Annotated in this window: 19 protein-coding genes and 2 riboswitches; of the genes, 15 read left to right on the top strand and 4 right to left on the bottom strand. The window is 72.1% G+C overall.

Annotation, left to right across the window (positions count from 1 at the left end; genetic code table 11):
• Entirely contained in the window at window positions 1-3,189 is a 3,189-nt protein-coding gene (locus tag ACDF64_RS17325) for a hypothetical protein (RefSeq protein WP_394552589.1), read from the bottom strand.
• A gap of 128 nt (window positions 3,190-3,317) precedes the next feature.
• Window positions 3,318-3,409, top strand: a riboswitch (glycine riboswitch).
• Window positions 3,410-3,500: riboswitch (glycine riboswitch) on the top strand.
• A 74-nt stretch (window positions 3,501-3,574) separates the two neighbouring features.
• Between ACDF64_RS17325 and ACDF64_RS17320 the strand changes: the two genes are divergently transcribed.
• Genes ACDF64_RS17320 through gcvP form a run of 4 tightly spaced genes read left to right on the top strand, consistent with a single transcriptional unit; the run spans window position 3,575 to window position 9,547 of the window.
• Complete coding sequence (locus ACDF64_RS17320; protein ID WP_394552588.1) at window positions 3,575-5,008, top strand: L-serine ammonia-lyase; 1,434 nt, start codon at window positions 3,575-3,577, stop codon at window positions 5,006-5,008.
• A gap of 10 nt (window positions 5,009-5,018) precedes the next feature.
• Complete coding sequence (gcvT, locus tag ACDF64_RS17315) at window positions 5,019-6,188, top strand: glycine cleavage system aminomethyltransferase GcvT (RefSeq protein WP_394552587.1); 1,170 nt, start codon at window positions 5,019-5,021, stop codon at window positions 6,186-6,188.
• A 48-nt stretch (window positions 6,189-6,236) separates the two neighbouring features.
• Window positions 6,237-6,608 (top strand): glycine cleavage system protein GcvH, encoded by a 372-nt coding sequence (gene gcvH / locus ACDF64_RS17310; RefSeq protein ID WP_394552586.1) that lies wholly within the window; start codon window positions 6,237-6,239, stop codon window positions 6,606-6,608.
• Between the two features lie 44 nt (window positions 6,609-6,652).
• Entirely contained in the window at window positions 6,653-9,547 is a 2,895-nt protein-coding gene (gcvP, locus tag ACDF64_RS17305; protein ID WP_394552585.1) for an aminomethyl-transferring glycine dehydrogenase, read from the top strand.
• A gap of 34 nt (window positions 9,548-9,581) precedes the next feature.
• On the opposite strand, the gene ACDF64_RS17300 is transcribed toward gcvP, so the two are convergent.
• Window positions 9,582-9,791, bottom strand: coding sequence for a hypothetical protein (locus ACDF64_RS17300; protein WP_394552584.1), 210 nt, complete (start codon window positions 9,789-9,791; stop codon window positions 9,582-9,584).
• A 98-nt stretch (window positions 9,792-9,889) separates the two neighbouring features.
• Between ACDF64_RS17300 and ACDF64_RS17295 the strand changes: the two genes are divergently transcribed.
• The 3 genes from ACDF64_RS17295 (at window position 9,890) to ACDF64_RS17285 (ending at window position 11,688) form a co-directional block, all read left to right on the top strand.
• Window positions 9,890-10,330, top strand: a complete 441-nt coding sequence (locus ACDF64_RS17295) for a hypothetical protein (protein ID WP_394552583.1) — start codon at window positions 9,890-9,892, stop codon at window positions 10,328-10,330.
• A 108-nt stretch (window positions 10,331-10,438) separates the two neighbouring features.
• On the top strand, window positions 10,439-10,942 hold the full coding sequence (locus tag ACDF64_RS17290) for a sigma-70 family RNA polymerase sigma factor (protein WP_394552582.1): 504 nt from the start codon (window positions 10,439-10,441) through the stop codon (window positions 10,940-10,942).
• The gene (locus tag ACDF64_RS17285) at window positions 10,939-11,688 is read left to right on the top strand and encodes an anti-sigma factor family protein (protein WP_394552581.1); all 750 of its coding nucleotides are present in this window, start codon (window positions 10,939-10,941) and stop codon (window positions 11,686-11,688) included. Before ACDF64_RS17290 ends, ACDF64_RS17285 begins: the two co-directional genes overlap by 4 nt.
• 25 nt (window positions 11,689-11,713) lie before the next feature.
• On the opposite strand, the gene ACDF64_RS17280 is transcribed toward ACDF64_RS17285, so the two are convergent.
• Window positions 11,714-12,487, bottom strand: a complete 774-nt coding sequence (locus ACDF64_RS17280; protein ID WP_394552580.1) for a CPBP family intramembrane glutamic endopeptidase — start codon at window positions 12,485-12,487, stop codon at window positions 11,714-11,716.
• A gap of 204 nt (window positions 12,488-12,691) precedes the next feature.
• On the opposite strand from ACDF64_RS17280, the gene ACDF64_RS17275 reads away from it, so the two are divergent.
• The 6 genes from ACDF64_RS17275 to ACDF64_RS17250 all read left to right on the top strand — a co-directional run bounded on the left by ACDF64_RS17275 (window position 12,692) and on the right by ACDF64_RS17250 (window position 21,606).
• On the top strand, window positions 12,692-14,305 hold the full coding sequence (locus tag ACDF64_RS17275) for an ABC transporter substrate-binding protein (RefSeq protein ID WP_394552579.1): 1,614 nt from the start codon (window positions 12,692-12,694) through the stop codon (window positions 14,303-14,305).
• A gap of 185 nt (window positions 14,306-14,490) precedes the next feature.
• On the top strand, window positions 14,491-15,420 hold the full coding sequence (locus tag ACDF64_RS17270; RefSeq protein WP_394552578.1) for an ABC transporter permease: 930 nt from the start codon (window positions 14,491-14,493) through the stop codon (window positions 15,418-15,420).
• The gene (locus ACDF64_RS17265; protein ID WP_394552577.1) at window positions 15,410-16,363 is read left to right on the top strand and encodes an ABC transporter permease; all 954 of its coding nucleotides are present in this window, start codon (window positions 15,410-15,412) and stop codon (window positions 16,361-16,363) included. The genes ACDF64_RS17270 and ACDF64_RS17265 overlap by 11 nt, the downstream gene beginning before the upstream one ends.
• The gene (locus ACDF64_RS17260; protein WP_394552576.1) at window positions 16,360-18,123 is read left to right on the top strand and encodes a dipeptide ABC transporter ATP-binding protein; all 1,764 of its coding nucleotides are present in this window, start codon (window positions 16,360-16,362) and stop codon (window positions 18,121-18,123) included. Before ACDF64_RS17265 ends, ACDF64_RS17260 begins: the two co-directional genes overlap by 4 nt.
• A gap of 226 nt (window positions 18,124-18,349) precedes the next feature.
• Window positions 18,350-20,254 carry a translational GTPase TypA gene (gene typA, locus ACDF64_RS17255; RefSeq protein WP_394552575.1) on the top strand — a complete coding sequence of 635 codons (1,905 nt, stop codon included), beginning with the start codon at window positions 18,350-18,352 and terminating at the stop codon, window positions 20,252-20,254.
• Window positions 20,255-20,652: 398 nt separating this feature from the next.
• A complete protein-coding gene (locus tag ACDF64_RS17250) occupies window positions 20,653-21,606 on the top strand; it encodes a M23 family metallopeptidase (protein ID WP_394552574.1) in 954 nt (317 codons plus the stop codon).
• A 12-nt stretch (window positions 21,607-21,618) separates the two neighbouring features.
• Here the strand turns inward: ACDF64_RS17250 and ACDF64_RS17245 are convergent, their stop codons facing one another.
• Entirely contained in the window at window positions 21,619-22,422 is an 804-nt protein-coding gene (locus tag ACDF64_RS17245; protein WP_394552573.1) for an enoyl-CoA hydratase/isomerase family protein, read from the bottom strand.
• A 150-nt stretch (window positions 22,423-22,572) separates the two neighbouring features.
• Between ACDF64_RS17245 and ACDF64_RS17240 the strand changes: the two genes are divergently transcribed.
• Together ACDF64_RS17240 and ACDF64_RS17235 are read left to right on the top strand one after the other, a co-directional pair.
• Window positions 22,573-23,016, top strand: a complete 444-nt coding sequence (locus tag ACDF64_RS17240) for a hypothetical protein (protein ID WP_394552572.1) — start codon at window positions 22,573-22,575, stop codon at window positions 23,014-23,016.
• Window positions 23,013-23,402: a hypothetical protein gene (locus tag ACDF64_RS17235; protein ID WP_394552571.1), complete on the top strand. Its 390-nt coding sequence runs from the start codon at window positions 23,013-23,015 to the stop codon at window positions 23,400-23,402. Before ACDF64_RS17240 ends, ACDF64_RS17235 begins: the two co-directional genes overlap by 4 nt.
• The last annotated feature ends 19 nt before the right edge of the window (window positions 23,403-23,421 follow it).

Raw genomic sequence — 23,421 nt, 5'->3', positions numbered from 1 at the left:
TCAGGGAAGCGGCTCGGCGCAGACCGGCGCGTGCGTGAGCGCGCGCAGGTCGCTGAGTCGGCCGAACGCGCCGAACCGTCCCGACCGGCCCGATTCCAGCGGCTGGTCCGGAGCGGGCGCGCAGTGGTCGACGAACGCGGCGTCCAGCCCCGCCATGGTCATGTCCGACAGCGTCCACCCGAGGGGCGGCTGCACGGCCGGCAGCGACGAGGGGGCGACGACCACGGCGCCGCCCGGCACCGTCGAGCGGAGGTCGTCGAGCGCGTCATGGCACGCCTCCGTCGAACACGCGTCGTCGGACGCGCGCGTGACCCGCTGGAGCCAGCTCACGTCCGACACCAGGGACGAGGTGAGCACGCCGCGCGTCGTCATGGTGACCGCCTCCGAGGCGGCGGTCCGGAGTTCGCGCTGGAGGTCGAACCCCTGCTTGTTGCTGACGTAGACGACGACCGGGAGCACCCACGGCGCGTCGGCCTTGCCGGTGCGGGCGGCGTTCAGGTCCCGGAATGCCCCCATGACCTGCGGGGCGAGCTCGGCGAGCGTGCCGATGCCGGAGTTCTCGACCATGCCGCCGTCGACGAGCTGCGCGTGCGCCGGCCGGCCCCGCACCTCGCCCGCGCACGGCGCGTCGGTCGGGAATCCGCCGTACGGGGTGACGATCGGGAAGCGCGCGGACAGCAGCGCGTAGGTCGACCAGTGGAGCGCCGTGAGGCACTGCGCGGGCTCGTCGACGAAGCTGTCGAGCGGACGCGAGTCCGCCGCCGTCCCGCTGCCCTGGCAGCCGCCCGACTGCTCGAGGTCGATCAGGCCGAGCATGACCCGGCATGCCGAGAAGACGTCGGTCGAGTTCAGCACGAGCGAGCCGATGCGGGGATTGCCCGCCGAGAGCGCGACCTGGTCGCCGAACCGAGGCAGGATGTCCTCCCAGCTCCGCTCGACCAGCGCCGCGCGGTCGCGCCAGCGCCAGTCCGGGTCATCCGAACCGTCTCCGCCCTCGTCGTCGCCCGCGGGGGCTGCCGCGATGTAGGACGGCACGCGGATCCCGGTCGCGGTCGCGAACAGGTCGCCGGCGACGATCCCGGTCGCCGCCGCGCCGACCGTGTCGCCCGCGGCGAGCTCCCTCGCGTCCGCGAGCGCCTGTGCGTCGGCCGGCGTCTCCTCGGGCGTGGCGACGTCGGCGGTCGGGGACGTCGCCAGGAGCGTCAGGCCGATCGACCCGCCCGAGACGCCGCTCGACAGGAGCGTGGATGCCGCGGGGCATCCGGTCAGCGACGAGAGCACGCGGGTCGTCCAGTACGCGGCGCGGATGCCGCCGCCCTCCGCGGCGACCAGGTAGACGGGGAGCACCCGCCGCTGGTCGTCGCCGTCGCCGACGGTCACCGCGCACGCGGATTCGACCGCGTCGACGACGTCGGCGAGTCGCTTCGCGATCGTCGGGACCGCCTTCCCGACGCCGGCGTTCGCGACCTGCACCGCATGCAGGTCGGCCCGGCCGTCGGAGGCGGGGATCGCGGGCAGGACCAGGCCCAGCACGATCGGCAGCACGATCCCGAGCGTGAGCACCGGATTCGCGCGGAAGCGGAGCCATCCGAACGGCTGGATCGGCCGGTAGGACTGCGCGAGGAGCGTGAACGCGCCGAACGCGAGCACCCACGCGGTGATGCCGCCGAGCACGATCGCGGCGGGCCCGATCTGCGCCACGGCCGTCGGCCAGCACAGTGCGACGGCGATCCCCGCCACGCCCGTGAGCAGCAGGAGCGAGGTCCCGACCGACGCCACCGAGACCGTCTCATCCGACCTCGGAACGGCGAACGGGTCGACGAACGCCCATCGTGCGGGTCGCTCGACGCGCTCCCGGCGCCCGACGCGCAGCAGGAACGGCGAGCCGACGGCGCCGAGCAGGCAGACGAGCGTCACCGCCCAGACGACGGGGTCGTCGGCCGCCGTGCCGGCGCTGCCCGCGGCGGCAGCGGCGAGCGGAGCCGTGAACGAGCGGACCATCCCGAGCGCGCCGGAGGCCACGACCGCGACCGCGAGGACATCCCCCGTGATCACGACGGCCCGCGCCCGCGCGAGCCCCGGCACCTCGCCCTCTCGCGGGACCTCCTGTCGCGGCGCGAGCACCGCGAAGCCGAGCAGGACGACGCCGACGCCGATCAGGGTCCAGAACGTCCAGGACGTCCACGGCGCCACCTCGGCGCCGCCGACCGCCGTCGAGAACCCGGCGGCCGCGAGGAGCAGCACGATCGGCGTCCCCCAGAGCGCCGCCGCCCACCCCGGCTTCTGGATGCGGTGCTCCAGCCGGCGCGCGCGCGTCTCCACGATCAGGCGCGACCGGCGCCGGCCGAGCACGAAGGTCGCGAACGCCGCGACCGCCAGGGCGAGGACCGCCCACGACACGTGGACGAGGTTCGCGGCGGGCGAGGCCGGATCGAACCAGGCCCGCTGGATGTCGGGCAGCTGGTCGAACAGGTCGTCGCTCGGCACGCACGCGAGCGCGGCGAGCGCGATGACGGCCAGCAGTGCGAGTCGGTGCACCCACAGCCCGCGCCCGACCTGCCGCAGCTTCCGGCCGATCCGCCGCCGCAGGGGATCCGCGGACCTCCCGTCGGTGCGGACGATCGCCACGACGACGAGCACCGCGAGGGTCCACTTCGCCGTCGAGGCGATCGCCGCGGCCACCGCGGTCGTGGCGCGTCCCTCGCCGTCCGGGTCGGTCAACCCGGACGCGAGCGTCGCGATCAGGAGCGCCTCGCACCACTCCGCGGCGATGAGGAGCCAGAGCAGCACGCGCGCCGCGGTCGCAGGCCCGGCCGCGAGCCGGATCACGCGGAACCCGAGGATCGCGTAGCAGGCGATGAACACGGCGTCGACGACGAGTGCGGCGCCGATCCAGCCGGCGATCTGCGGGGCCCACTCGCCGCGGGCCCAGATCGTCCAGGCATCCATCGAACCGAACGCGAGCGGGCTGATCGCCGTCGCGTAGCTGAACGCCCGCGCCCCGGAGGGCGCCCCGGAGATGAGCCGGTCGAGCTCGGCGTGCACGATGAGCATGGCGACCGCGCCGATCACCAGGCTCAGCGTCGTCGCGATCCGGAGCCACCGACCGGGCGTCACGAAGACCGCCTCCAGCCGGCGCTGCGGCGCCTGCTCGAGGAACGCCGCTCGACCGCTCGCGATGCCGGACATGCCCGCCTCCACTCCGATGGGAGGGCGCGGCAGGGCGGCCCGTCTGAGCCGAACCTAGCGGCTCGGTCGCGCCCGGCGCGAGCGGCGCACCCGAGCGGCTAGACTCTGAGCACAACTGAATCGACCCATCACCTGCCACGGGAGAACGCCGCGCCGACGCGGCTGCCGTAGGAGCAACCCCTCCCGGGAATCTCTCAGGCACACGGACCGTGGCGGCAGGTCACTCTGGAAAGCGGCGCTCATGCGCCCGCCGACGGGGCAAGCGCGGCACGCCGCGTGGAAACTCTCAGGCCCATGACAGAGCGGGAGGAACTCGTACGCATCACCACGGATGCCGCACCCAAGGAGTTCCCATGTCCCGATTCACCGCAACCACGGAGTCGTCGTGACCGTGCACGCCGACGCGACGCCGTACCTCGGGGTCTTCGACCTCTTCACCATCGGGGTCGGTCCGTCGAGCTCCCACACGGTCGGCCCCATGCGCGCGGCGGCCGACTTCGTCGAGCGGCTCGGTGACGAGGCATCCTCCGTCGCCGCCGTCGAGGTCGAGCTCTACGGCTCCCTCGCGGCCACGGGCCGCGGACACGGCACCCTCACCGCCGTCCTCCTGGGCCTCGAGGGCCACCGCCCCGACGCCATCACGACCGACGAGGTCGAGCGCCGCACCGCCGAGATCGAGGAGACCGGCCGCCTGCGGGTCGCGGGCGTCGCCGAGGTCCCGTTCCGCGCCGCGGACATCGCGCTCTCGCCGCGCACGATCCTCGAGCGCCACACGAACGGCGTGCGCTTCGCCGCGCTCGGCGCGGACGGCGAGGCGATCGACCGTGCCGTCTACTTCTCCCTCGGCGGCGGCTTCATCGAACGCGACGGCGAGCATGGCCGCACCGAGGCGGCCCACCCGCCGGCGCCGCTGCCGTTCCGCAGCGCCGCCGACCTGCTCGGCATCTGCGCGGCCGAAGGCCTGTCGATCGCCGACGTCGCGATGCGGAACGAGCTCTCCCGCCGTCCCGCGCCCGAGGTGCGCGAGGGGATCCTGCGGATCCGCGACGCGATGCGCGAGTGCGTCGAGACCGGCATCCGACGCGACGGCGTGCTGCCCGGCGGGCTCGGCGTGAAGCGGCGCGCGCCGCAGTGGCACGAGCGGCTCCTGCAGGAGGACCCGGACCGCAACCCCGCGTTCTGCCAGGAGTGGGTGAACCTCGTCGCGCTCGCCGTGAACGAGGAGAACGCGGCGGGCGGGCGGGTCGTCACGGCACCGACGAACGGCGCGGCCGGGATCATCCCCGCGGTCATGTACTACGCGACCACCTACGCGCCGCGCGGTGCGACGGCCGCCGACCGCGCCGACTTCGGCGACCCCGCCGGCCGCGACGAGCTCGACGACCTCGCAGTCGAGTTCCTGCTCACGGCCGCCGCGATCGGCGGCATCGTCAAGCGCGGGGCATCCATCTCGGGCGCCGAGGTCGGCTGCCAGGGCGAGGTCGGCGCGGCGTCCTCGATGGCGGCGGGCGCGCTCGCCGCGGTCCTCGGCGGGACGCCCGCGCAGGTCGAGAACGCCGCCGAGATCGCGATGGAGCACAACCTCGGCCTCACGTGCGACCCGGTCGGCGGGCTCGTGCAGATCCCGTGCATCGAGCGCAACGCGATCGCCGCGGGCAAGGCCATCAACGCCGCGAAGATGGCGATGTGGGGCGACGGCACGCACCACGTGACGTTCGACGCGGTCATCGAGACCATGCGCCAGACAGGGCGCGACATGAGCGACAAGTACAAGGAGACCGCCCGGGGAGGCCTGGCGGTCAATGTGGTGGAATGTTGAGGAGGTCCGCATGAGCGAGACGGCACAGGCAGGCACGACGACGCGGCGGAGCCCGCTGCACGACGTGCACGAGGCGCTGGGCGCGTCGTTCACCGACTTCGCGGGTTGGGAGATGCCGGTCCGCTACTCGTCCGACCTCGCCGAGCACCACGCCGTGCGCCAGCGGGCGGGCCTGTTCGACCTGTCCCACATGGGCGAGATCGTGGTCGTCGGCCCCGAGGCGGCCGAGGCGCTCGACTACGCGCTCGCCGGCCGGCTGTCGGCCAGTGCCGAGGGGCAGGCGAAGTACACGTTCCTGCTGTCGCGCGGCGGCGGCGTGATCGACGACCTCGTCGTCTACCGCACCGGTCGGGACCGCTACCTCGTCGTCGCGAACGCCTCGAACCGCGAGGTCGTCGCGGCCGAGCTCGCCGACCGCGTGGCGCCGTTCGACGCCGAGGTGTTCGACGAGTCCGACGACGTCGCGCTCATCGCGCTGCAGGGGCCGGACGCGCTCGCGGTCCTCACGGAGACCCCGGGCTTCGGGGTCCAGGGCCCCGGCAACGACCACGACGACTTCGTCGCGGCCCTCGACGCGCTCACCTACTACCGCGCCGTCGCCGCCGAGTACGAGGGCGAGCCCGTGCTCGTCGCGCGCACCGGATACACCGGCGAGGACGGCTTCGAGCTCTACCTCGCGCCCGAGCGCGCGCCCGGCGTCTGGCGGGCGCTCCAGGAGACCGGCGGCCCCAGGGTCGTGCCGTGCGGGCTCGCGAGCCGCGACACGCTCCGGCTCGAGGCGGGGATGCCCCTCTACGGCCACGAGCTCGGCCTCGACGTGCACCCCGCGCAGGCGGGGCTCGGCCGCGTCGTCGCGCTCGCCAAGGAGGGCGACTTCGTCGGCCGCAAGGGCATCGAGCAGGGCCCGGGCCCGGATGCCCCGGTGCTGGTCGGCCTCGCCGCCGAGGGCCGCCGCGCCGCGCGCGCCGGCTACGACGTCGTCGCCGGCACCGACGCGGATTCCCCGAAGGTCGGCGTCGTCACCTCCGGCGCGCTCTCACCCACGCTCGGCCACCCGATCGCGATGGCGTTCGTCGACCCGGCCCACGCCGAGCCCGGCACGGTGCTCGCCGTCGACGTGCGCGGCACGCGCATCGAGGCATCCGTCGTGCCCCTGCCCTTCCACCGTCGCGGCGCCTGACCGGCGCCGCCGCAGTCCACCGCACCATCCCGATCCAGGAGGAATCGAATGACCGACCAGACCGAGCTCAAGTACACCGAGGAGCACGAGTGGGTCCGCATCGAGGGTGACGTCGTCACCATCGGCATCACCGACTACGCCGCCGAGAAGCTCGGCGACGTCGTGTACGTCGACCTGCCCGCAGCCGGCACCGCGCTCGCCGCGGGTACGGTCGTCGGCGAGATCGAGTCGACCAAGTCGGTCGGCGAGCTCTTCGCCCCGGTCGACGGCGAGGTCGTCGAATCGAACCAGGCCGTCGTCGACGCGCCCGAGCTCGTGAACAGCGACCCCTTCGGCGAGGGCTGGCTGATCAAGGCGACCACCGCGTCGCTGCCGAACCTCCTCACGCACGACGAGTACCGCGCGCTCGTCGGCGAGTAGCCGCCCGACCACCCGCGACACCCACGCAAGGACCCACCTCCCACATGCAGCAGACCTCCTCGACGTTCGACGTGGACGCCTTCGGCCGACGGCACATCGGCACGACCCCCGACGACCGGGCGCGCATGCTCGCCGTCGTCGGGCACGACTCGCTCGACGACCTGATGGCCGCGGCCGTCCCGACCTCGATCCGCATGGGCGAGGTGCTCTCGAGCGCCATCCCCGCCGCCGCGACCGAGCGCGAGGCGCTCGCCGAGCTCGCCGCGCTCGCCGACCAGAACACGGCGCGCACGCCCATGATCGGCCTCGGGTACTACGGCACGATCACGCCCGCGGTCATCCAGCGGAACGTGCTCGAGAACCCGAGCTGGTACACGGCCTACACGCCGTACCAGCCGGAGATCTCGCAGGGCCGGCTCGAGGCGCTGATCAACTTCCAGACGGTCGTCGAGGACCTCACGGGGCTCGACATCGCGAACGCGTCGATGCTCGACGAGGGCACCGCGGTCGTCGAGGGCATGCTGCTCGCACGCCGCGCCTCGAAGTCGGGCTCGAACCGCTTCGTGGTCGACGCGGACGCGCTGCCGCAGACGCTCGCGCTGCTGCACGCGCGCGCCGAGGCGGTCGGCATCGAGCTCGTCGAGGCGGCGCTCTCGGAGCGCACCGACGTCGCCGCGCTCGGCGACCACTTCGGCCTGTTCGTGCAGTACCCGGGCGCATCGGGCCGGGTGTGGGACCCGTCGTCGCTCGTCGCGGACTCGAAGGCGCAGGGCGCGCTCGCGGTCGTCGCGGCCGACCTGCTCGCGCTCGCGCTCATCACGTCGCCCGGCGAGCTCGGCGCGGACGTCGCCGTCGGCACGACGCAGCGGTTCGGCGTGCCGATCGGCTTCGGCGGCCCGCACGCCGGCTACATGGCGGTGCGCAAGGGCCTCGAGCGCCAGCTCCCGGGCCGACTCGTCGGCGTCTCGGTGGATGCCTCGGGCGCGCCGGCGTACCGGCTCAGCCTCCAGGCCCGCGAGCAGCACATCCGCCGCGAGAAGGCGACCTCGAACATCTGCACCGCGCAGGTGCTCCTCGCCGTGATGGCCTCGATGTACGCGGTGTACCACGGGCCGCGGGGCATCCGGCACATCGCGACGGGCGTCGCCGGCAAGGCGCGCCTGCTCGCGGGCTGGCTCGAGGAGATCGGCCAGACGGTCGCGCACGACGCGTACTTCGACACGCTCGCCGTCGTGGTGCCGGGCCTCGCGCGCAACGTCGTCGCGCGGGCGCACGACCTCGGCGTGCTGCTGTGGGAGGCCGACGAGGCGACCGTGCTCGTCTCGGTCGACGAGACCACGACACTCGAGGACCTGCACACCGTGGTCCGCGCCTTCGGCGGTCCGGAGGAGCGCGAGAGCGGCGAGCCGCGGGGCATCCTGCCGACCGCGCTGCCCGAGTCGCTCCGCCGCACGTCCTCGTACCTCGAGCACCCGGTGTTCAACACGCACCACTCCGAGACGCAGATGATGCGGTACCTGAAGACGCTCGCCGACCGCGACTACGCGCTCGACCGGGGCATGATCCCGCTCGGCTCGTGCACCATGAAGCTCAACGCGGCGACCGAGATGCAGGCCGTGACCTGGCCCGAGTTCGCGAACCTGCACCCGTTCGCGCCCGAGTCGGACGTCGTCGGCTCGCTCGCGCTCATCGAGCAGCTCGAGTCGTGGCTGGCCGAGGTCACCGGGTACGACACCGTCTCGCTGCAGCCGAACGCGGGCAGCCAGGGCGAGCTCGCGGGCCTGCTGGCGATCCGCGGCTACCACCTCGCGAACGGCGACACCGAGCGCGACGTGTGCCTCATCCCCTCGAGCGCGCACGGCACGAACGCGGCCTCGGCGGTGCTCGCCGGCATGCGGGTCGTCGTCGTCGCGTGCGACGAGCTCGGCAACGTCGACCTCGCCGACCTGCGGGCGAAGATCGCCGAGCACGAGGCATCCATCTCGGCGCTCATGATCACGTACCCGTCGACGCACGGCGTCTACGAGCACGACGTGGCCGACATCACGCAGGCCGTGCACGACGCGGGCGGCCAGGTGTACGTCGACGGCGCGAACCTGAACGCGCTGCTCGGCTTCGCCCGGTTCGGCGACTTCGGCGGCGACGTCTCGCACCTGAACCTGCACAAGACGTTCTGCATCCCGCACGGCGGCGGCGGCCCGGGCGTGGGCCCGGTCGCGGCGAAGGCGCACCTCGCGCCGTACCTGCCGGGGCATCCGCTCGCGCAGCGTCCCGACCACGCCGGCGGCTTCGTGCACGGCGGCGGGCCCGTGTCGGCCGCGCCCTACGGGTCGCCGTCGATCCTGCCCATCTCGTGGTCGTACGTGCGCATGATGGGCGCCGAGGGCCTGAAGCAGGCGACCGCGTCGGCCGTGCTCGCGGCGAACTACGTCGCCGCGCGCCTGCGCGAGCACTACCCGGTGCTCTACACGGGCGAGCACGGGCTGGTCGCGCACGAGTGCATCCTCGACGTGCGTCCGCTCACGGCGGCGACCGGGGTCACGGTCGACGACGTCGCCAAGCGCCTCGTCGACTACGGCTTCCACGCGCCGACCATGTCGTTCCCGGTCGCGGGCACGCTCATGGTCGAGCCGACCGAGTCGGAGGACCTCGCGGAGCTCGATCGGTTCGTCGACGCGATGATCGCGATCAAGGCGGAGGCCGACGCGGTGGGCCGGGGCGAGTGGCCGGCCGACGACAACCCGCTGCGGAACGCGCCGCACACCGCGGAGTCGGTCATCGCGGGGGAGTGGACGCACCCGTACACGCGCGAGCAGGCGGTCTACCCGGTGCGCTCGCTCGTGCGGAACAAGTACTGGGCGCCGGTCCGCCGGATCGACCAGGCGTTCGGCGACCGCAACCTCGTGTGCGCGTGCCCGCCCGTGGAGGCGTTCGCCTGACGCCCGACCCGCCCGGCCCGGACGGCCGCGCCGCTCAGGCGTGCTGGGGTCGGGCGGGCGCGGCGCGATGGCGGCCGCGCTCGGTGTAGACGACGGCGTCCGCCGCGGCGCGCTCGGCCCGGGCCCGCGCCCGGGCGGTCGCCCGGGCCTCGGCGGCGGCGAGTTCGGCGGCCGACGGCGCCTCGAGCCGGTCGTGCGCACGCGACGTCAGGTGCTGTGCGAAGAAGGCGTGTGCGAGATCCATGGATGCATCGTGCCGAGGCGCCCCGGTCGCCGGATCGGGGCGCCCCCGCCGATCCGATCGGGGCGTACACTGAGGTTGTCTCGGATCGGGGGTTCCGGATGGCCAACGCAGACCTGCTCAGCATCGTCGCCACGCTCGCGTTCGCGGGCGTGATGGTCGGCACCACCCTGCTCGCATCGGACGGGCTCGCGTTGGACCGGCGGGCCGGGCGACTCGAACGCCGTGATCCGGCGACCGCCGAGGCGCTGCGCCGCGCCCAGGCCGTGACCGACTTCTCGCGCGGCGGCGTCTTCGGTGACGAGGCGTTCGGCGTCGTGTGCAGCCCCTCCCGCCGGATGTGGTTCGAGGTCGCGCGGACACGGTCGTCCGACGACGAGCTGCCGCCCGTTGAGTCCGTGCCGGCCTTCGCGCCGACCCCCGTCGTCGCCGCCTCGCGCGACCTGGCGTCCGCGGCGCACGTCGCGCGCGGTCGTCCGCACACGCCCGCGACGAGTGCGCCGCGGCAGCCCGCACCGCACGAGGTGCCCGAGCGGCGCTGAGCGCCGACGACGGAGCACGGCCGCCCCGGTGGCCGCGCGAGGTTTCGGTGCGCGCCCCCGGGTGAACCATCCGGGCCCTCGCCTCGTTCCCCCAGCGGAGGTGGAGTCGTGGTCGATGCCCAGGCGGCGCTGCGCGAGTTGCACGACGCGTACGCGGCGACGCTGTGGCGCTACGTGGTGCACCTCTGCGGGAGCACGTCCGCGGCCGACGACGTCGTGCAGGAGACGCTGCTGCGCGCGTGGCGGAGCCCGGGCATCCTCGAGCAGGATCCGGCGACCGTCCGGTCGTGGATGTTCACGGTCGCCCGCCACCTCGTGATCGACGAGGCGCGCAGCGCCCGTCGCCGGCACGAGGTCGGCGTCGGCGACCCGCCGGAGCGACCGTCCGCGGACCGCACCGACGAGCTCTTCGAACGGCTCCTCATCGAGGATGCCCTCGCGACGCTGACCGCGGATCACCGCGCGATCGTCGTGGCCGCCTACTTCGAGGGCCGCAGCACGAGCGAGCTCGCCGCCGAGTTCGACATCCCGGAGGGCACCGCGAAGTCGCGGCTGCACTACGCACTCCGGGCGCTGCGGCTGGCCATGCAGGAGCGGGGGGTGACGCGATGACGCACGACCACGACCACGACCACGAGCGCTTCGCGGACTGGGACGCCGCGTACGTGCTCGGCGCGCTGACCCCGCCCGACCGTCGAGCGTACGAGGCGCACCTCGAGGACTGCGCGCGCTGCCGCGCGGCGGTCGCCGAGCTCGCCTCGATGCCCGGGCTGCTCGGGCGGCTCGCACCCGGTCCGGTCGGGCTCGACCCGGCTGCCGAGCCCGAGGCCGCGGCCGAGTCCGGTGCGGCGGCCGGGGCCGCTGAGGATGCCTCGCCGCCGGCGGACCTCGTCGACCGGGTCGTCGCGCGCCGCGCGCGCGGTCGTCGCGCGCGGGCGCGCGTGGTCATGCTCGCGGTCGCCGCGGCCGTCGTGGTCGCCGCGGCGATCGCGGTGCCGCTGGCGCTGGAGGCGCCCGTGCATCCCGACGAGTCGGTTGCCCTCGTCCCCATCGAGGGCGACCCGCCGATCGCGGCATCCGTCGACTTGACCGCCGTCGACTGGGGCACGCGCATCGAGATGCGGTGCGCCTACGACGAGGCGGCGGCCTGGGGCGGCGGCGAGGGCCCCTGGGCCTACGCGCTCGTGATCACCGACGCGGACGGGCGCGAGAGCCAGGTCTCGAGCTGGAAGGCGATCCCCGGGCGTGCGATGCGCCTCGAGGCGGCGACGGCGGTGGAGCTGGGGGAGATCCGCTCGATCGAGGTGCGCACGTCCGGCGGCGCACCGGTGCTCCGGGCCGAGCTCGGCGGCGGGTGAACCGGGCGGCGCCGGCCGACGGCGATCAGGCGGCGGCCGGTGCGAACAGGCCCGGCCACCACGCCGCCGCGAGCGGGTAGCCGACGAAGGACACGATGTCCAGGATCCAGTGCGCGATGACGAGCGGCATCGTGCGCCCCCACTTCGTGTAGACCCACCCGAAGAGGACGCCCATCAGCGCGTTCCCGACGAACGGGCCGAACCCCTGGTACAGGTGGTAGGTCCCGCGCAGGAGCGCGCTCGAGACGATCGTCGCCCACGGCCCGACACCGAGCTCGCGGAGTCGCGTGAACAGGTAGCCGACGACGATGACCTCCTCGGTGAGCGCGGCCTTGAGCGCGGCGAGCACGAGGATCGGGATGGTCCACCAGTGGCTGTCGAGCGGCGCGGGCACGACCGCCACCGTGAATCCGAGCGCGCGGCCCGCGGCGTAGAGGGCGAGGCCCGGCACGCCGATCACGGCGACGAGCGCGACGCCCGCGCCGAGGTCGCGCCACGGGCGGGTGAAGTCGAACCCGATGCGGCGGAAGGGCGATCGGCCCGGCTCCCAGAGCAGGTAGAGCGCGAGGGCCACGACGAACAGGCCGAAGAAGACGTCGAGGAACTGGTACGTGAAGTCCAGCCACTCGCGTGTCGAACGGGACTGGTTGATCGCGGCCGACTGCTGCGACAGCGGCGTCTCGGCGGTCATCCGGGCGACGATCGACACGATCGAGTAGACGGCGGATGCCCCGAGCGAGAGCCCGAGCACGATGCCGACCTCCAGGCGGAGTCGGCGCGGAGTGGTCATGCGAGCCATCCTCGCACGCGCGAATCTGCTCATATGCGCACGATTTCTGCGCTGATTGCGCAGCTGTTGCACCCCGAACGGGGCGCATATCTCGCCTCGATAACGGTTTCCCTTGTGGTTTTGCTTCGGCGCGACGGCTACTTAGTCTGGATCAATCCGCGAACGGTCCCGGCCACGAGCCTCGGTCGCTCGCGCTATCTCACAGGAGGAACATTGAAGCTCAAGAGAATCGGCGTTGCAGCCCTTGCTCTTGCCGCGGTGGGCGCCCTCACGCTCTCCGGCTGCACGAGCAGCGCGCCCGAATCGACGGGATCGTCGGCTGGGATCGTCACGGCGAGCAGCGTCGAGCCGCAGAACCCGCTCATCCCGGGCAACACGAACGAGAACGGCGGAGGCCGCATCCTGGATGCGCTCTGGTCCGGCCTCCTCGCGTATGACGCCGAGGGTGCACCGCACAACGACGTCGCCGAATCGATCGAAACCGAAGACGCGCAGAACTACACGATCAAGATCCGCGAGGGCCTCGAGTTCAGCGACGGGCAGCCCGTGACTGCGGCCTCCTTCGTGGACGCGTGGAACTACGCGGCCGACGCGGCCAACGAGCAGCTGCAGGCCTACTTCTTCGAGTCGATCGAGGGCTTCAGCTACGACGAGTCGGTCCCCGAGCTCCCGGGCCTCGTGGTCGTCGACGACACCACGTTCACGGTCGCGCTCAAGCAGCCGGAGTCGGACTTCCCGCTCCGCCTCGGGTACGCCGCGTACTACCCGCTTCCCGAGTCCGCGTTCGAGGACATGGAGGCGTTCGGCCAGAACCCGGTCGGCAACGGCCCGTACGTGTTCGCCAGCGAGGATGCCTGGAAGCACAACGAGCGCATCGACCTCGTGCCGAACCCGAAGTACGACGGGTACAAGACCGCGCAGAACGGTGGACTGTCGTTCATCTTCTACGCCACGCCGGAGGCGGCGTACGCCGACCTGCAGGGCGGCAACCTCGACGTCATCGATGAGGTTCCCACCGGTGCGCTCGGCTCGTTCCAGGACGAGTTCGAGGGCCGCACGGTCCAGCAGGCTTCGGCGGGCATCCAGACCGTCACGATCCCGGAGCGGCTTGCGCACTTCTCGGGTGAAGAGGGTCAGCTCCGTCGCGCCGCCATCTCGATGGCGATCGACCGCGACGAGATCACCAGCGTGATCTTCGAGGGTGCTCGGCAGCCGGCGAAGGACTTCACCGCGCCTCCGATCGACGGTTGGTCGGACAGCATCCCGGGCGCCGAGGTGCTCGAGTTCAACCCGGAGAAGGCGAAGGAACTGTGGGCTCAGGCCGACGCCATCGCCCCGTGGAGCGGCACCTTCCAGATCGCCTACAACGCCGATGGCGGCCACCAGCCGTGGGTCGACGCGATCTCGAACCAGCTGAAGAACAACCTCGGCATCGAGGCGTCGGGTAACCCGTACCCGACCTTCGCGGAGGCTCGCACCGAGATCACCAACCGCACCATCCAGACGGCGTTCCGCTCCGGCTGGATCGGCGACTACCCGGCGCTGTTCAACTTCCTCGGGCCGCTGTACGGGACCAACGCGAGCTCGAACGACGGGGACTACACGAACCCCGAGTTCGACGCGCTCCTGTCGGAGGGTCTCGGCGCGACCGACATCGAGGCCGCGAACGAGAAGTTCCAGCAGGCGCAGGAGATCCTCTTCACCGACCTCCCCGTGATCCCGCTCTGGTACTACGGCGTCGACGGCGCCTGGAGCGAGTCGGTCGACAACGTGCAGTACGGATGGAACACCAACGTGCTGTACTACGCGATCACCAAGGGCGAGTAATTCTCGATCCCGAACGTCTCGGGGTTAGAATCTGAGACGCCCGTGGGGCGGCGGCCATCGGCCGCCGCCCCACACCCACGTTTCCCGCGATGCACCGATGATCCGGCGTAGCATCGGGGGAGCACTCCCATTCACGGTGAGGTTTCATCAACATGCCAACTCCCACGGAACGGCGGGCCTGATCAATGGCCGGCTACATCGTGCGCCGAATCCTGCAGGCAATCCCTGTCTTCTTCGGCACGACATTCCTGATCTACTTCATGGTCTTCGCCATGCCCGGCGACCCGATCGTCGCGCTGTTCGGCGACAAGACCCCGCCGCCGCAGGTCATCGAGGCCCTGCGCGAGCGGTACCACCTGGACCAGCCCTTCATCGTCCAGTACTTCCTGTTCCTCGGCGGGATCTTCCGCGGCGACTTCGGCACCTCCTTCTCGGGAGAGCCGGTCACCGACATCCTCGCCCGCACCTTCCCGGTGACCCTCCAACTCGCGCTCATCGCGATCCTGATCGAGATGGTCTTCGGCATCGGCGTCGGGCTCATCTCGGGCCTCCGCAAGGGCGGGATCTTCGACGCGAGCTCGCTCGTGGTGAGCCTGATCCTCATCTCGCTGCCGGTCTTCGTCGTCGGCTTCGTGTGTCAATACGTGTTCGCGATCCAACTCGGCTGGTTCAGACCGACGGTGAGTACCGGCGCACCGATCCAGGACCTGATACTCCCGGCGATCGTGCTCGCGACGATCAGCTTCGCGCAGATCGTGCGACTCACGCGGGCGTCGGTCATCGACACCGACGGACAGGACTTCGTCCGCACCGCGGCGTCGAAGGGCCTCTCGCGCGGGCGGATCGTGCCGATCCACATCCTGCGCAACTCGCTCATCCCGGTCGTGACCTACCTCGCCGTCGACTTCGGCGTGCTCATGGTGGGCGCCACGGTGACCGAGGGCATCTTCAACGTGCCCGGCGTCGGCCGGACCCTCTACCAGGCGATCATCCGCGGAGAAGGCCCCACCGTGGTCTCGTTCGTGACCGTCATGGTGCTGATCTACCTCGTGGTGAACCTGCTGGTGGATCTGCTGTACGCCGTTCTCGACCCGAGGATCCGCTATGCCAAGTAACACCAGGCCAGACCAGCAGCACTTCGTCGCACCCGTCGAAGAGACCCCCGTCGCCGCCGTCGACGCCGTCAAGGCCGACGGCAAGGCCTCGAACCTCTGGCGCGACGCGTGGATGGACATCCGCCGCCGTCCGATGTTCTGGATCTCGGCGGCCATCATCGTGCTCGTCGTGATCGTGGCGCTCTTCCCGAACCTGTTCACGCAGACGCCGCCGAACAACGACTGCCAGCTCGCGAACTCGAACGCCGGCCCCGCGCCGGGGCATCCGCTCGGCTTCACCAAGCAGGGCTGCGACATCTACTCGCGCATCATCCACGGCACGTCGACCTCGCTGTCGGTGGGCCTGATCGTGACGTTCCTGATCGCGACGCTCGGCATCCTGTTCGGCTCGATCGCCGGATTCTACGGCGGCTGGGTCGACTCGGTGCTCTCGCGCCTCGGCGACATCTTCTTCTCGATCCCCTACATCCTCGCGGCCGTCGTGATCATGTCGGTGTTCTCGAAGTACGCGAACGTGTGGATCATCTCGCTCGCGATCGGCATCTTCGCGTGGCCGGCGACGGCGCGCGTGCTGAGAGCCGAGATCCTGAGGGTGAAGAACGCCGACTTCGTGATGGCGGCGACGGCGCTCGGCGTCTCGCGCCGCACGATCCTCACGCGTCACGTGCTGCCGAACTCGATCGCGCCGGTCATCGTCATCACGACGATCGGCCTCGCGTCGGCGATCGTGGCCGAGGCCACGCTGTCGTTCCTCGGCGTCGGACTGCCGTCCACGACGATGTCGTGGGGCAATGACATCTCCCAGGCGCAGGTCGACCTCCGCACCGCGCCGCAGACCCTGATCCTCCCGTCGATCGCGCTGTCGGTCACGGTGCTGAGCTTCATCATGCTCGGCGAGGTCATCCGCGACGCCCTCGACCCGAAGGCGAGGGCCCGTCGATGACCGAGACCACCGCGAACGGAGTGGACGTGGAGCAGCACGGCCTGGAACGGCCCCTCCTGCAGGTCAAGGACCTGCGGGTGGGATTCAAGACCCAGGAGGGCACGGTCACCGCCGTCGACGGCGTGAACCTCACCCTCTACAAGGGGCAGAGCCTCGCCATCGTGGGCGAGTCGGGCTCGGGCAAGTCGACGACCGCGCACGCGATCATCAACCTGCTCCCCGGCAGCGGCCGCATCCTGGGCGGCGAGATCCTGCTCGACGGCCAGGACCTGACGAAGCTCTCCGCGAAGGAGATGGAGCAGGTGCGCGGCCGCAAGGTCGGCTTCGTGCCCCAGGACCCGATGTCGAACCTGAACCCGGTGTGGTCCATCGGCTTCCAGGTCGAGGAGGCCATCAAGGCCAACGGCATCGCGTCCGGCAAGCAGGAGGTGCGCAAGCGCGCCATCGAGGTGCTGAAGGAGGCCGGCCTGCACGACGCCGACCGGCGTCTCAAGCAGTTCCCGCACCAGTTCTCGGGCGGCATGCGCCAGCGCGTGCTGATCGGCATGGGCCTGGCCGCCGACCCGGGGCTCCTCATCGCCGACGAGCCGACCTCGGCGCTCGACGTGACGGTGCAGCGGGTCATCCTCGACCACCTCGAGTCCCTGACCCGCGAGCTCGGCACGACCCTGCTGTTCATCACGCACGACCTCGGCCTCGCCGCCGAGCGCGCCGAGCAGCTCGTGGTCATGTACAAGGGCAGGATCGTCGAGTCGGGCCCATCGGTGCAGATCCTGCAGAACCCGCAGCACCCCTACACGCAGCGGCTCGTCGCCGCCGCCCCGAGCCTCGCGTCGCGGCGCATCCAGGCCTCGGGCGGCATCCAGGCGGCCGAGCACGCACTCGAGTCGGAGGCCTCGAGCGCGGCCGGCGAGGCGATCGACCTGATCGCGACCGCCGAGGCGCGCGCCCAGGCGCTCGAGGCGATCGGCGAGCAGCCGCCCGCGATCACGGTCGAGAACCTGACGAAGGTCTTCAAGATCCGAGGGTCCGGCGACTTCACGGCCGTGGACGACGTGTCGTTCCAAGTCGCGAAGGGCACGACGACCGCGCTCGTGGGCGAGTCGGGATCGGGCAAGTCGACCGTGGCGAAGATGATCCTGAAGCTCGAGGATTCGACCAGTGGTCGCATCGTCGTGGGCGGCAGGGACCTCGCGTCGGTGTCGACGTCCGAGCTGTTCAACCTGCGCAGCCGGATGCAGCCGGTGTTCCAGGACCCGTACGGGTCGCTGAATCCCCTGCGCAACATCGGCAACACGATCGCCGAGCCGCTGTTCACGCACAAGATCGGCACGAAGGCCGAGCGTCGTGCGCGGGTGAACGAGCTGCTCGACCAGGTGTCGCTGCCGCGCTCGCTCGCGACCCGGTACCCCAACGAGCTCTCGGGCGGCCAGCGCCAGCGCATCGCGATCGCGCGTGCGCTCGCGCTCAAGCCGGAGATCATCGTGCTCGACGAGGCGGTGTCGGCGCTCGACGTGCTCGTGCAGGCCCAGATCCTGCGCCTGCTCGCCGACCTGCAGGCCGAGCTCGGGCTGACCTACCTCTTCATCACGCACGACCTCGCGGTCGTGCGCGTGATCGCCGACAACGTCTGCGTCATGCAGCGGGGTCGGATCGTGGAGGCGGCGACGACCGACGAGGTCTTCGACAGCCCCCAGCAGCAGTACACCCGCGACCTGCTCGCGGCGATCCCCGGAGCGAACATCCCGCTCGGGGCCTGACCCGGTCGCCGACCGGTCGACCTCGATCGGACGGCGCCCACCGAACGCCCGGCCGCCCAGCGGCCGGGCGTTCGGCGTCCACTCGGGTTGCGCGCGGTAGGCTGAAGGTGCGCCGTCCCGTGTCCACGGGGCATCCGCGCTCCCAGACTCCCATCCAGCGCGTCCGCGCTGCCCGCGCGTCGAGTCGCGCTGCGGCGGCGGATGCCCCACCGCGAGGAATCCACACATGGCGAAGGCCACCCGCTCAGACCTGCGGAACGTCGCGATCGTCGCGCACGTCGACCACGGCAAGACGACGCTCGTCGACGCGATGCTCAAGCAGACCCACTCGTTCGCCGACCACGCGCACGTCGACGAGCGCGCGATGGACTCGAACGAGCTCGAGCGCGAGAAGGGCATCACGATCCTCGCGAAGAACACCGCGGTCGAGTACCGCGGTGCGCACGCGAACGGCGGCTCGGTGACGATCAACGTGATCGACACCCCCGGGCACGCCGACTTCGGCGGCGAGGTCGAGCGCGGCCTCTCGATGGTCGACGGCGTCGTGCTGCTCGTGGACGCGTCCGAGGGCCCGCTGCCGCAGACCCGCTTCGTGCTGCGCAAGGCGCTCGAGGCGCGCCTGCCCGTCATCCTGCTCGTGAACAAGACCGACCGGCCCGATGCGCGCATCGAGGAGGTCGAGGAGGAGAGCCACGACCTGCTGCTCGGACTCGCGAGCGACCTCGTCGACGACGTGCCCGACCTCGACGTCGACGCGCTGCTCGACGTGCCCGTCGTGTACGCCTCGGGCAAGGCGGGGCGCGCCTCGCTGAACCGCCCCGAGAACGGCGAGCTGCCCGACAACGAGGACCTCGAGCCGCTGTTCGGCGCGATCATCGAGCACATCCCGGCCCCGGCCTACGACGACGAGGCGCCGCTGCAGGCGTGGGTCACGAACCTCGACGCGTCGCCGTTCCTCGGCCGCCTCGCGCTGCTGCGCGTCTTCAACGGCCGGATCCGCAAGGGCCAGACCGTCGCCTGGGTCCGCCACGACGGCTCGCACTCGAACGTCCGCGTGACCGAGCTGCTGAAGACCAGGGCGCTCGAGCGCTTCCCCGCCGAGGAGGCCGGCCCGGGCGACATCATCGCCGTCGCGGGCTTCGAGGACATCACGATCGGCGAGACCCTCGCCGACCCCGAGGACGTGCGCCCGCTGCCCGCGATCCACGTCGACGACCCCGCCATCTCGATGACGATCGGCACGAACACGTCGCCGATCGTCGGCAAGGTGAAGGGCCACAAGCTCACCGCCCGCATGGTGAAGGACCGCCTCGACCGCGAGCTCGTCGGCAACGTGTCGCTCAAGGTGCTCGACATCGGCCGTCCGGACGCGTGGGAGGTGCAGGGCCGCGGCGAGCTCGCGCTCGCGATCCTCGTCGAGCAGATGCGCCGCGAGGGCTACGAGCTCACGGTCGGCAAGCCCCAGGTGGTCACGAAGCAGGTGAACGGCAAGACGCACGAGCCGTACGAGCACCTGACGATCGACGCGCCCGAGGAGTACCTCGGCGCGATCACCCAGCTCCTCGCGGCGCGCAAGGGCCGCATGGACAACATGTCGAACCACGGCACGGGCTGGGTGCGCATGGAGTTCATCGTTCCGAGCCGCGGGCTCATCGGGTTCCGTACCGAGTTCCTCACGACGACGCGCGGCACGGGCATCGCGAACGCGATCTCGCACGGCTACGACGAGTGGGCCGGCCAGATCGTCACGCGCAACAACGGCTCGATCGTCGCCGACCGCGCGGGCGTCGTCACGCCGTTCGCGATCATCGCGCTCCAGGAGCGCATGACGTTCTTCGTGAACCCGACCGAAGAGGTCTACGAGGGCATGGTCATCGGCGAGAACTCGCGCAACGACGACATGGACGTGAACATCACCAAGGAGAAGAAGCTCACGAACATGCGTTCGTCGACGGCGGACACCTTCGAGTCGATGACGCCGTCGCGCCAGCTCACGCTCGAGGAGTGCCTCGAGTTCGCGCGCGAGGACGAGTGCGTCGAGGTGACGCCCGAGAAGGTGCGCATCCGCAAGGTCGTGCTCGACCAGACCGAGCGCGCGCGGGCCACGTCGCGCCTCAAGAAGCAGGGCTGACCAGCGGTTTCCCACGACGGCCCCGGGCGGTTCCGCCCGGGGCCGTCGTCGTATCCGGGGGCGTCGCGGGGTGCGTCGTCGAGGGCCGGGGGAGGCGCCGTCGCGCCGTCCTCGCGCGCCGGTCGCGCCGTCGTCGCGTAGGCGTCTGGTAGTCGTCGCGGAATGTGAGCGTTCACGGGATGCGCACGGGTTGCCCATGGTTCGTGGATGCTCCGGGCAGGTTCCTCCCAGACTCGGTCCGTAGCGTACCCGAGGTTGCCTCAGAGAGCGTTCTCACCGGGCTCGCGCAGCGGGCCCCTGCCGGGTCCAGGCCCGGTCGGACGCTCGAGGCCGACATGAACGCCCCGATGACCCGACGCGTCCCCGCACGCCCGAGCCCCCGAAGCAGTCTCCACGCAATGACCAAGCCCAAGCACGGCCGCCGCGCCGCCTCGCCGAAGCCCCTCGGTTCCGCCTTCCGCTCCACCCCCTCCGCCGTCTCCCGCGCCGCCCGGCGCGCCGCCGACGCCGTGCGGCCCGCCGCCGAGCGCCTCGGCCTGGCCTTCCGGCCCGCCGCCGTCGCCGTCCACACGGCCGGCTCGCACGCGTTCGGTCGCGCGCAGCACGCATTCGATCGACTCCCGAACGACGCCGCGCGCGTCGGCGTCGCCGTGCTCGCGATGACGATGGCGGGCGCCTTCGCGATCGCCGCCAACGTTCCCGCCCTGGCCGTCACCGCGACCACCGCCGACGAGGGCGCGCCCGTCGCGAGCGTCTACGAGGAGCCCGCACCCGACCGGCTGACGGTCGCCCCCCAGACCGTCGTCGTGCCCGCCGAGGTGCAGACCCAGGCCGCGATGCTCACGCCCGAGTCGTACTCGGTCGAGGCCGCTCCGCCGCCCATCGCGTCGAGCGTCGCCGGGCTCGGCGTGATCTCGCTCGGCCAGGCTCGCGGAATCGTGTGGCCGGTCGTCGACCCGTCGCGCACGAGCGACGGCTTCGGACCGCGCTCGGCGCCCTGCGCGGGCTGCTCGACGAGCCACGACGGCGTCGACTTCACGTCGGGCGAGGGAACGCCGATCATGTCGATCGCCGACGGCGTCGTCGTGCTCGCCACCGAGAACGGCGGCGGACTCGGCGTGAACGTCGAGGTCCAGCACAACATCGACGGGCAGCTCATCACGAGCTCCTACGCGCACATGCAGTTCGGATCGCTCCAGGTCGTCGTGGGCCAGCAGGTCTCCGCCGGGCAGCAGCTCGGCCGGCTCGGCACGACCGGCCAGTCGACCGGGCCGCACCTGCACCTCGAGATGTTCGGCGCCGACGGCGTCCGCTTCGACGGCATGGCCTGGCTGCACAGCCGGCTCGGCTGAGCGCACGCCCGGTCAGGCCGACGGGAACCGCGGCGGCCGCTTCTCCAGGAACGCGGCGACGCCCTCGACCTGGTCAGGGGTCCCGAACGCGTCCTCGAAGCCGTCGAGCTCGATCCGGCTCGCCTCCTCGGTCGGCCGGCCGGCCGCAGTCGTGAGCACGCGCTTGGCGATGCCGACCGCGTCGCCCGAGTGCACCGCGATCGCGTCGATCGTCTCCCTCGCGCCCGCCAGCAGCGACTCGCGGTCGGGGAACCGCCGGAGCACGAGCCCGGCGGCGACCGCCTCGTCGATCTCCATCCGGCGTCCGGTGTAGATCAGCTCGCGCGCGAGCGCGCGCCCCACCGCGCGGGGCAGCCGCACGGTCCCGCCGAAGCCCGGGATGAGGCCGAGCGAGACCTCGGGCAGGCCGAAGGCCGAGGCATCCGTCGCGTAGACGAAGTCGCAGGCCAGCGCGAGCTCGAGGCCGCCGCCCAGCGCGAAGCCGTCGACGCACGCGATGACGGGAGCGGGGAACGACTCGATCGCCGCCGCGAGCGCGTGCCCGCGCTCGCCGAGCGCGCGCCCCTCCTCGGGCGTGAGCGACGACATCGCGCGGATGTCCGCGCCGGCGACGAACGCGCGCCCGCCCTCGCCGACCAGGAGCACGCCGCGGATCCCGCCGTGGCCGCGCAGCGACCCGAACGCGGCCGTGAGCGCGTCGAGCACCTCGGGGGAGAGGGCGTTCAGCGATCTCGGGCGGTCGACGACGACCGTCGCGACGCGCCCCTCGATCTCGATGCGGACGGCGTCGTCGGCCGCGGGCGTCGGTTCGGTCATCTTCGATCCCTCCTGCGGCTCGGCCGCACCTCAGGCCACGCTACGACATCCGGGCCGGATGCTCCGTGGTCGCGGCCGCACCCGATCGATAGACTCCCGGACAGGCGGCGGTCCGAGCCGGAGCGCGCCCGACGACTCCAGGAGGCGCCCATGTCCACAGCACGCACCGGTCTCGCCGCGGCCCTGCTCGCCGCGAGCGTCGTGATCGGCCTGAGCGGCTGCTTCAACCCGGTCGACGCCGTGCAGCAGGGCGTCGAGGACGCGGTCGAGGGCGCCGTCGAGGGCGCGACCGGCGGCGACGTCCAGATCGGCGGCGACCTCCCCGAGGGCTTCCCGACCGAGGTGCCGCTCGTCGACGGCGAGATCGTGGCGGCGGCCGGCACGGGCGACGGCTGGGTCGTGACCATCCGCACGGATGCCGCCGACCCGGTGGGCGACGCCGTCGCCGCGCTCGAGGCCGCGGGCTACGTCGAGGACCCGGAGATGGCCGCCATCCAGGTCGAGGGCGCCGCGCTCCGATCGAACGGCACCTGGAACGTCCTCGTGGCCGGCGACACGGGTGGCGTCGCGTACACGGTCACCCCGGTGCAGTGAGCGGTTCCGCGGGCAGTCGGGCCGCGACGATCGCGGTCGCGCTGCTCGTCGGCGTCGTCTACGGCGGCATCGCGACCGTCGGCCATCGCCACGCGATCCGCATCGGCGAGGTCGTGATCCCCTGGGGCATCGTCGCCGCGCTCGCGGGCGTGGCGTGCCTCCTCCTCGGGCTCCGGCTCGTGCTGGGCCGGTTGGCGGCCGGGTGCGCGGCCGCCGGGCTCGTCGGCATGGTCGCCCTGCTCACCCTGCCGGGCCTGGGCGGCAGCGTGCTCGTGGCCGGCGACGTCCTCGGCACGGTGTGGGCCGTCGCGCCCGCGCTCATCGCGGTGCTCGTGGTCGCGTGGCCGAATGTCGCTCCGCGTCGACGCACGTCGGCCGTCGCCTGACGCGCGGCATAGACTGGAA

It is taken from the genome of Agromyces sp. MMS24-JH15 (assembly GCF_043518605.1).
Lineage (GTDB): Bacteria > Actinomycetota > Actinomycetes > Actinomycetales > Microbacteriaceae > Agromyces.
Note: the sequence above shows the minus strand (reverse complement) of the source record. Positions and strands in the feature narration are given on the sequence as shown.

Excerpts from the sequence above, each read along its gene's own strand:
- ACDF64_RS17325 (WP_394552589.1), bottom strand. The coding sequence starts at position 3,189 with ATGTCCGGCATCGCGAGCGGTCGAGCGGCGTTCCTCGAGCAGGCGCCG.
- gcvT (WP_394552587.1), top strand. The coding sequence starts at position 5,019 with ATGAGCGAGACGGCACAGGCAGGCACGACGACGCGGCGGAGCCCGCTG.
- gcvH (WP_394552586.1), top strand. The coding sequence starts at position 6,237 with ATGACCGACCAGACCGAGCTCAAGTACACCGAGGAGCACGAGTGGGTC.
- gcvP (WP_394552585.1), top strand. The coding sequence starts at position 6,653 with ATGCAGCAGACCTCCTCGACGTTCGACGTGGACGCCTTCGGCCGACGG.
- ACDF64_RS17300 (WP_394552584.1), bottom strand. The coding sequence starts at position 9,791 with ATGGATCTCGCACACGCCTTCTTCGCACAGCACCTGACGTCGCGTGCG.
- ACDF64_RS17295 (WP_394552583.1), top strand. The coding sequence starts at position 9,890 with ATGGCCAACGCAGACCTGCTCAGCATCGTCGCCACGCTCGCGTTCGCG.
- ACDF64_RS17285 (WP_394552581.1), top strand. The coding sequence starts at position 10,939 with ATGACGCACGACCACGACCACGACCACGAGCGCTTCGCGGACTGGGAC.
- ACDF64_RS17280 (WP_394552580.1), bottom strand. The coding sequence starts at position 12,487 with ATGGCTCGCATGACCACTCCGCGCCGACTCCGCCTGGAGGTCGGCATC.
- ACDF64_RS17270 (WP_394552578.1), top strand. The coding sequence starts at position 14,491 with ATGGCCGGCTACATCGTGCGCCGAATCCTGCAGGCAATCCCTGTCTTC.
- ACDF64_RS17265 (WP_394552577.1), top strand. The coding sequence starts at position 15,410 with ATGCCAAGTAACACCAGGCCAGACCAGCAGCACTTCGTCGCACCCGTC.
- ACDF64_RS17260 (WP_394552576.1), top strand. The coding sequence starts at position 16,360 with ATGACCGAGACCACCGCGAACGGAGTGGACGTGGAGCAGCACGGCCTG.
- typA (WP_394552575.1), top strand. The coding sequence starts at position 18,350 with ATGGCGAAGGCCACCCGCTCAGACCTGCGGAACGTCGCGATCGTCGCG.
- ACDF64_RS17250 (WP_394552574.1), top strand. The coding sequence starts at position 20,653 with ATGACCAAGCCCAAGCACGGCCGCCGCGCCGCCTCGCCGAAGCCCCTC.
- ACDF64_RS17245 (WP_394552573.1), bottom strand. The coding sequence starts at position 22,422 with ATGACCGAACCGACGCCCGCGGCCGACGACGCCGTCCGCATCGAGATC.
- ACDF64_RS17240 (WP_394552572.1), top strand. The coding sequence starts at position 22,573 with ATGTCCACAGCACGCACCGGTCTCGCCGCGGCCCTGCTCGCCGCGAGC.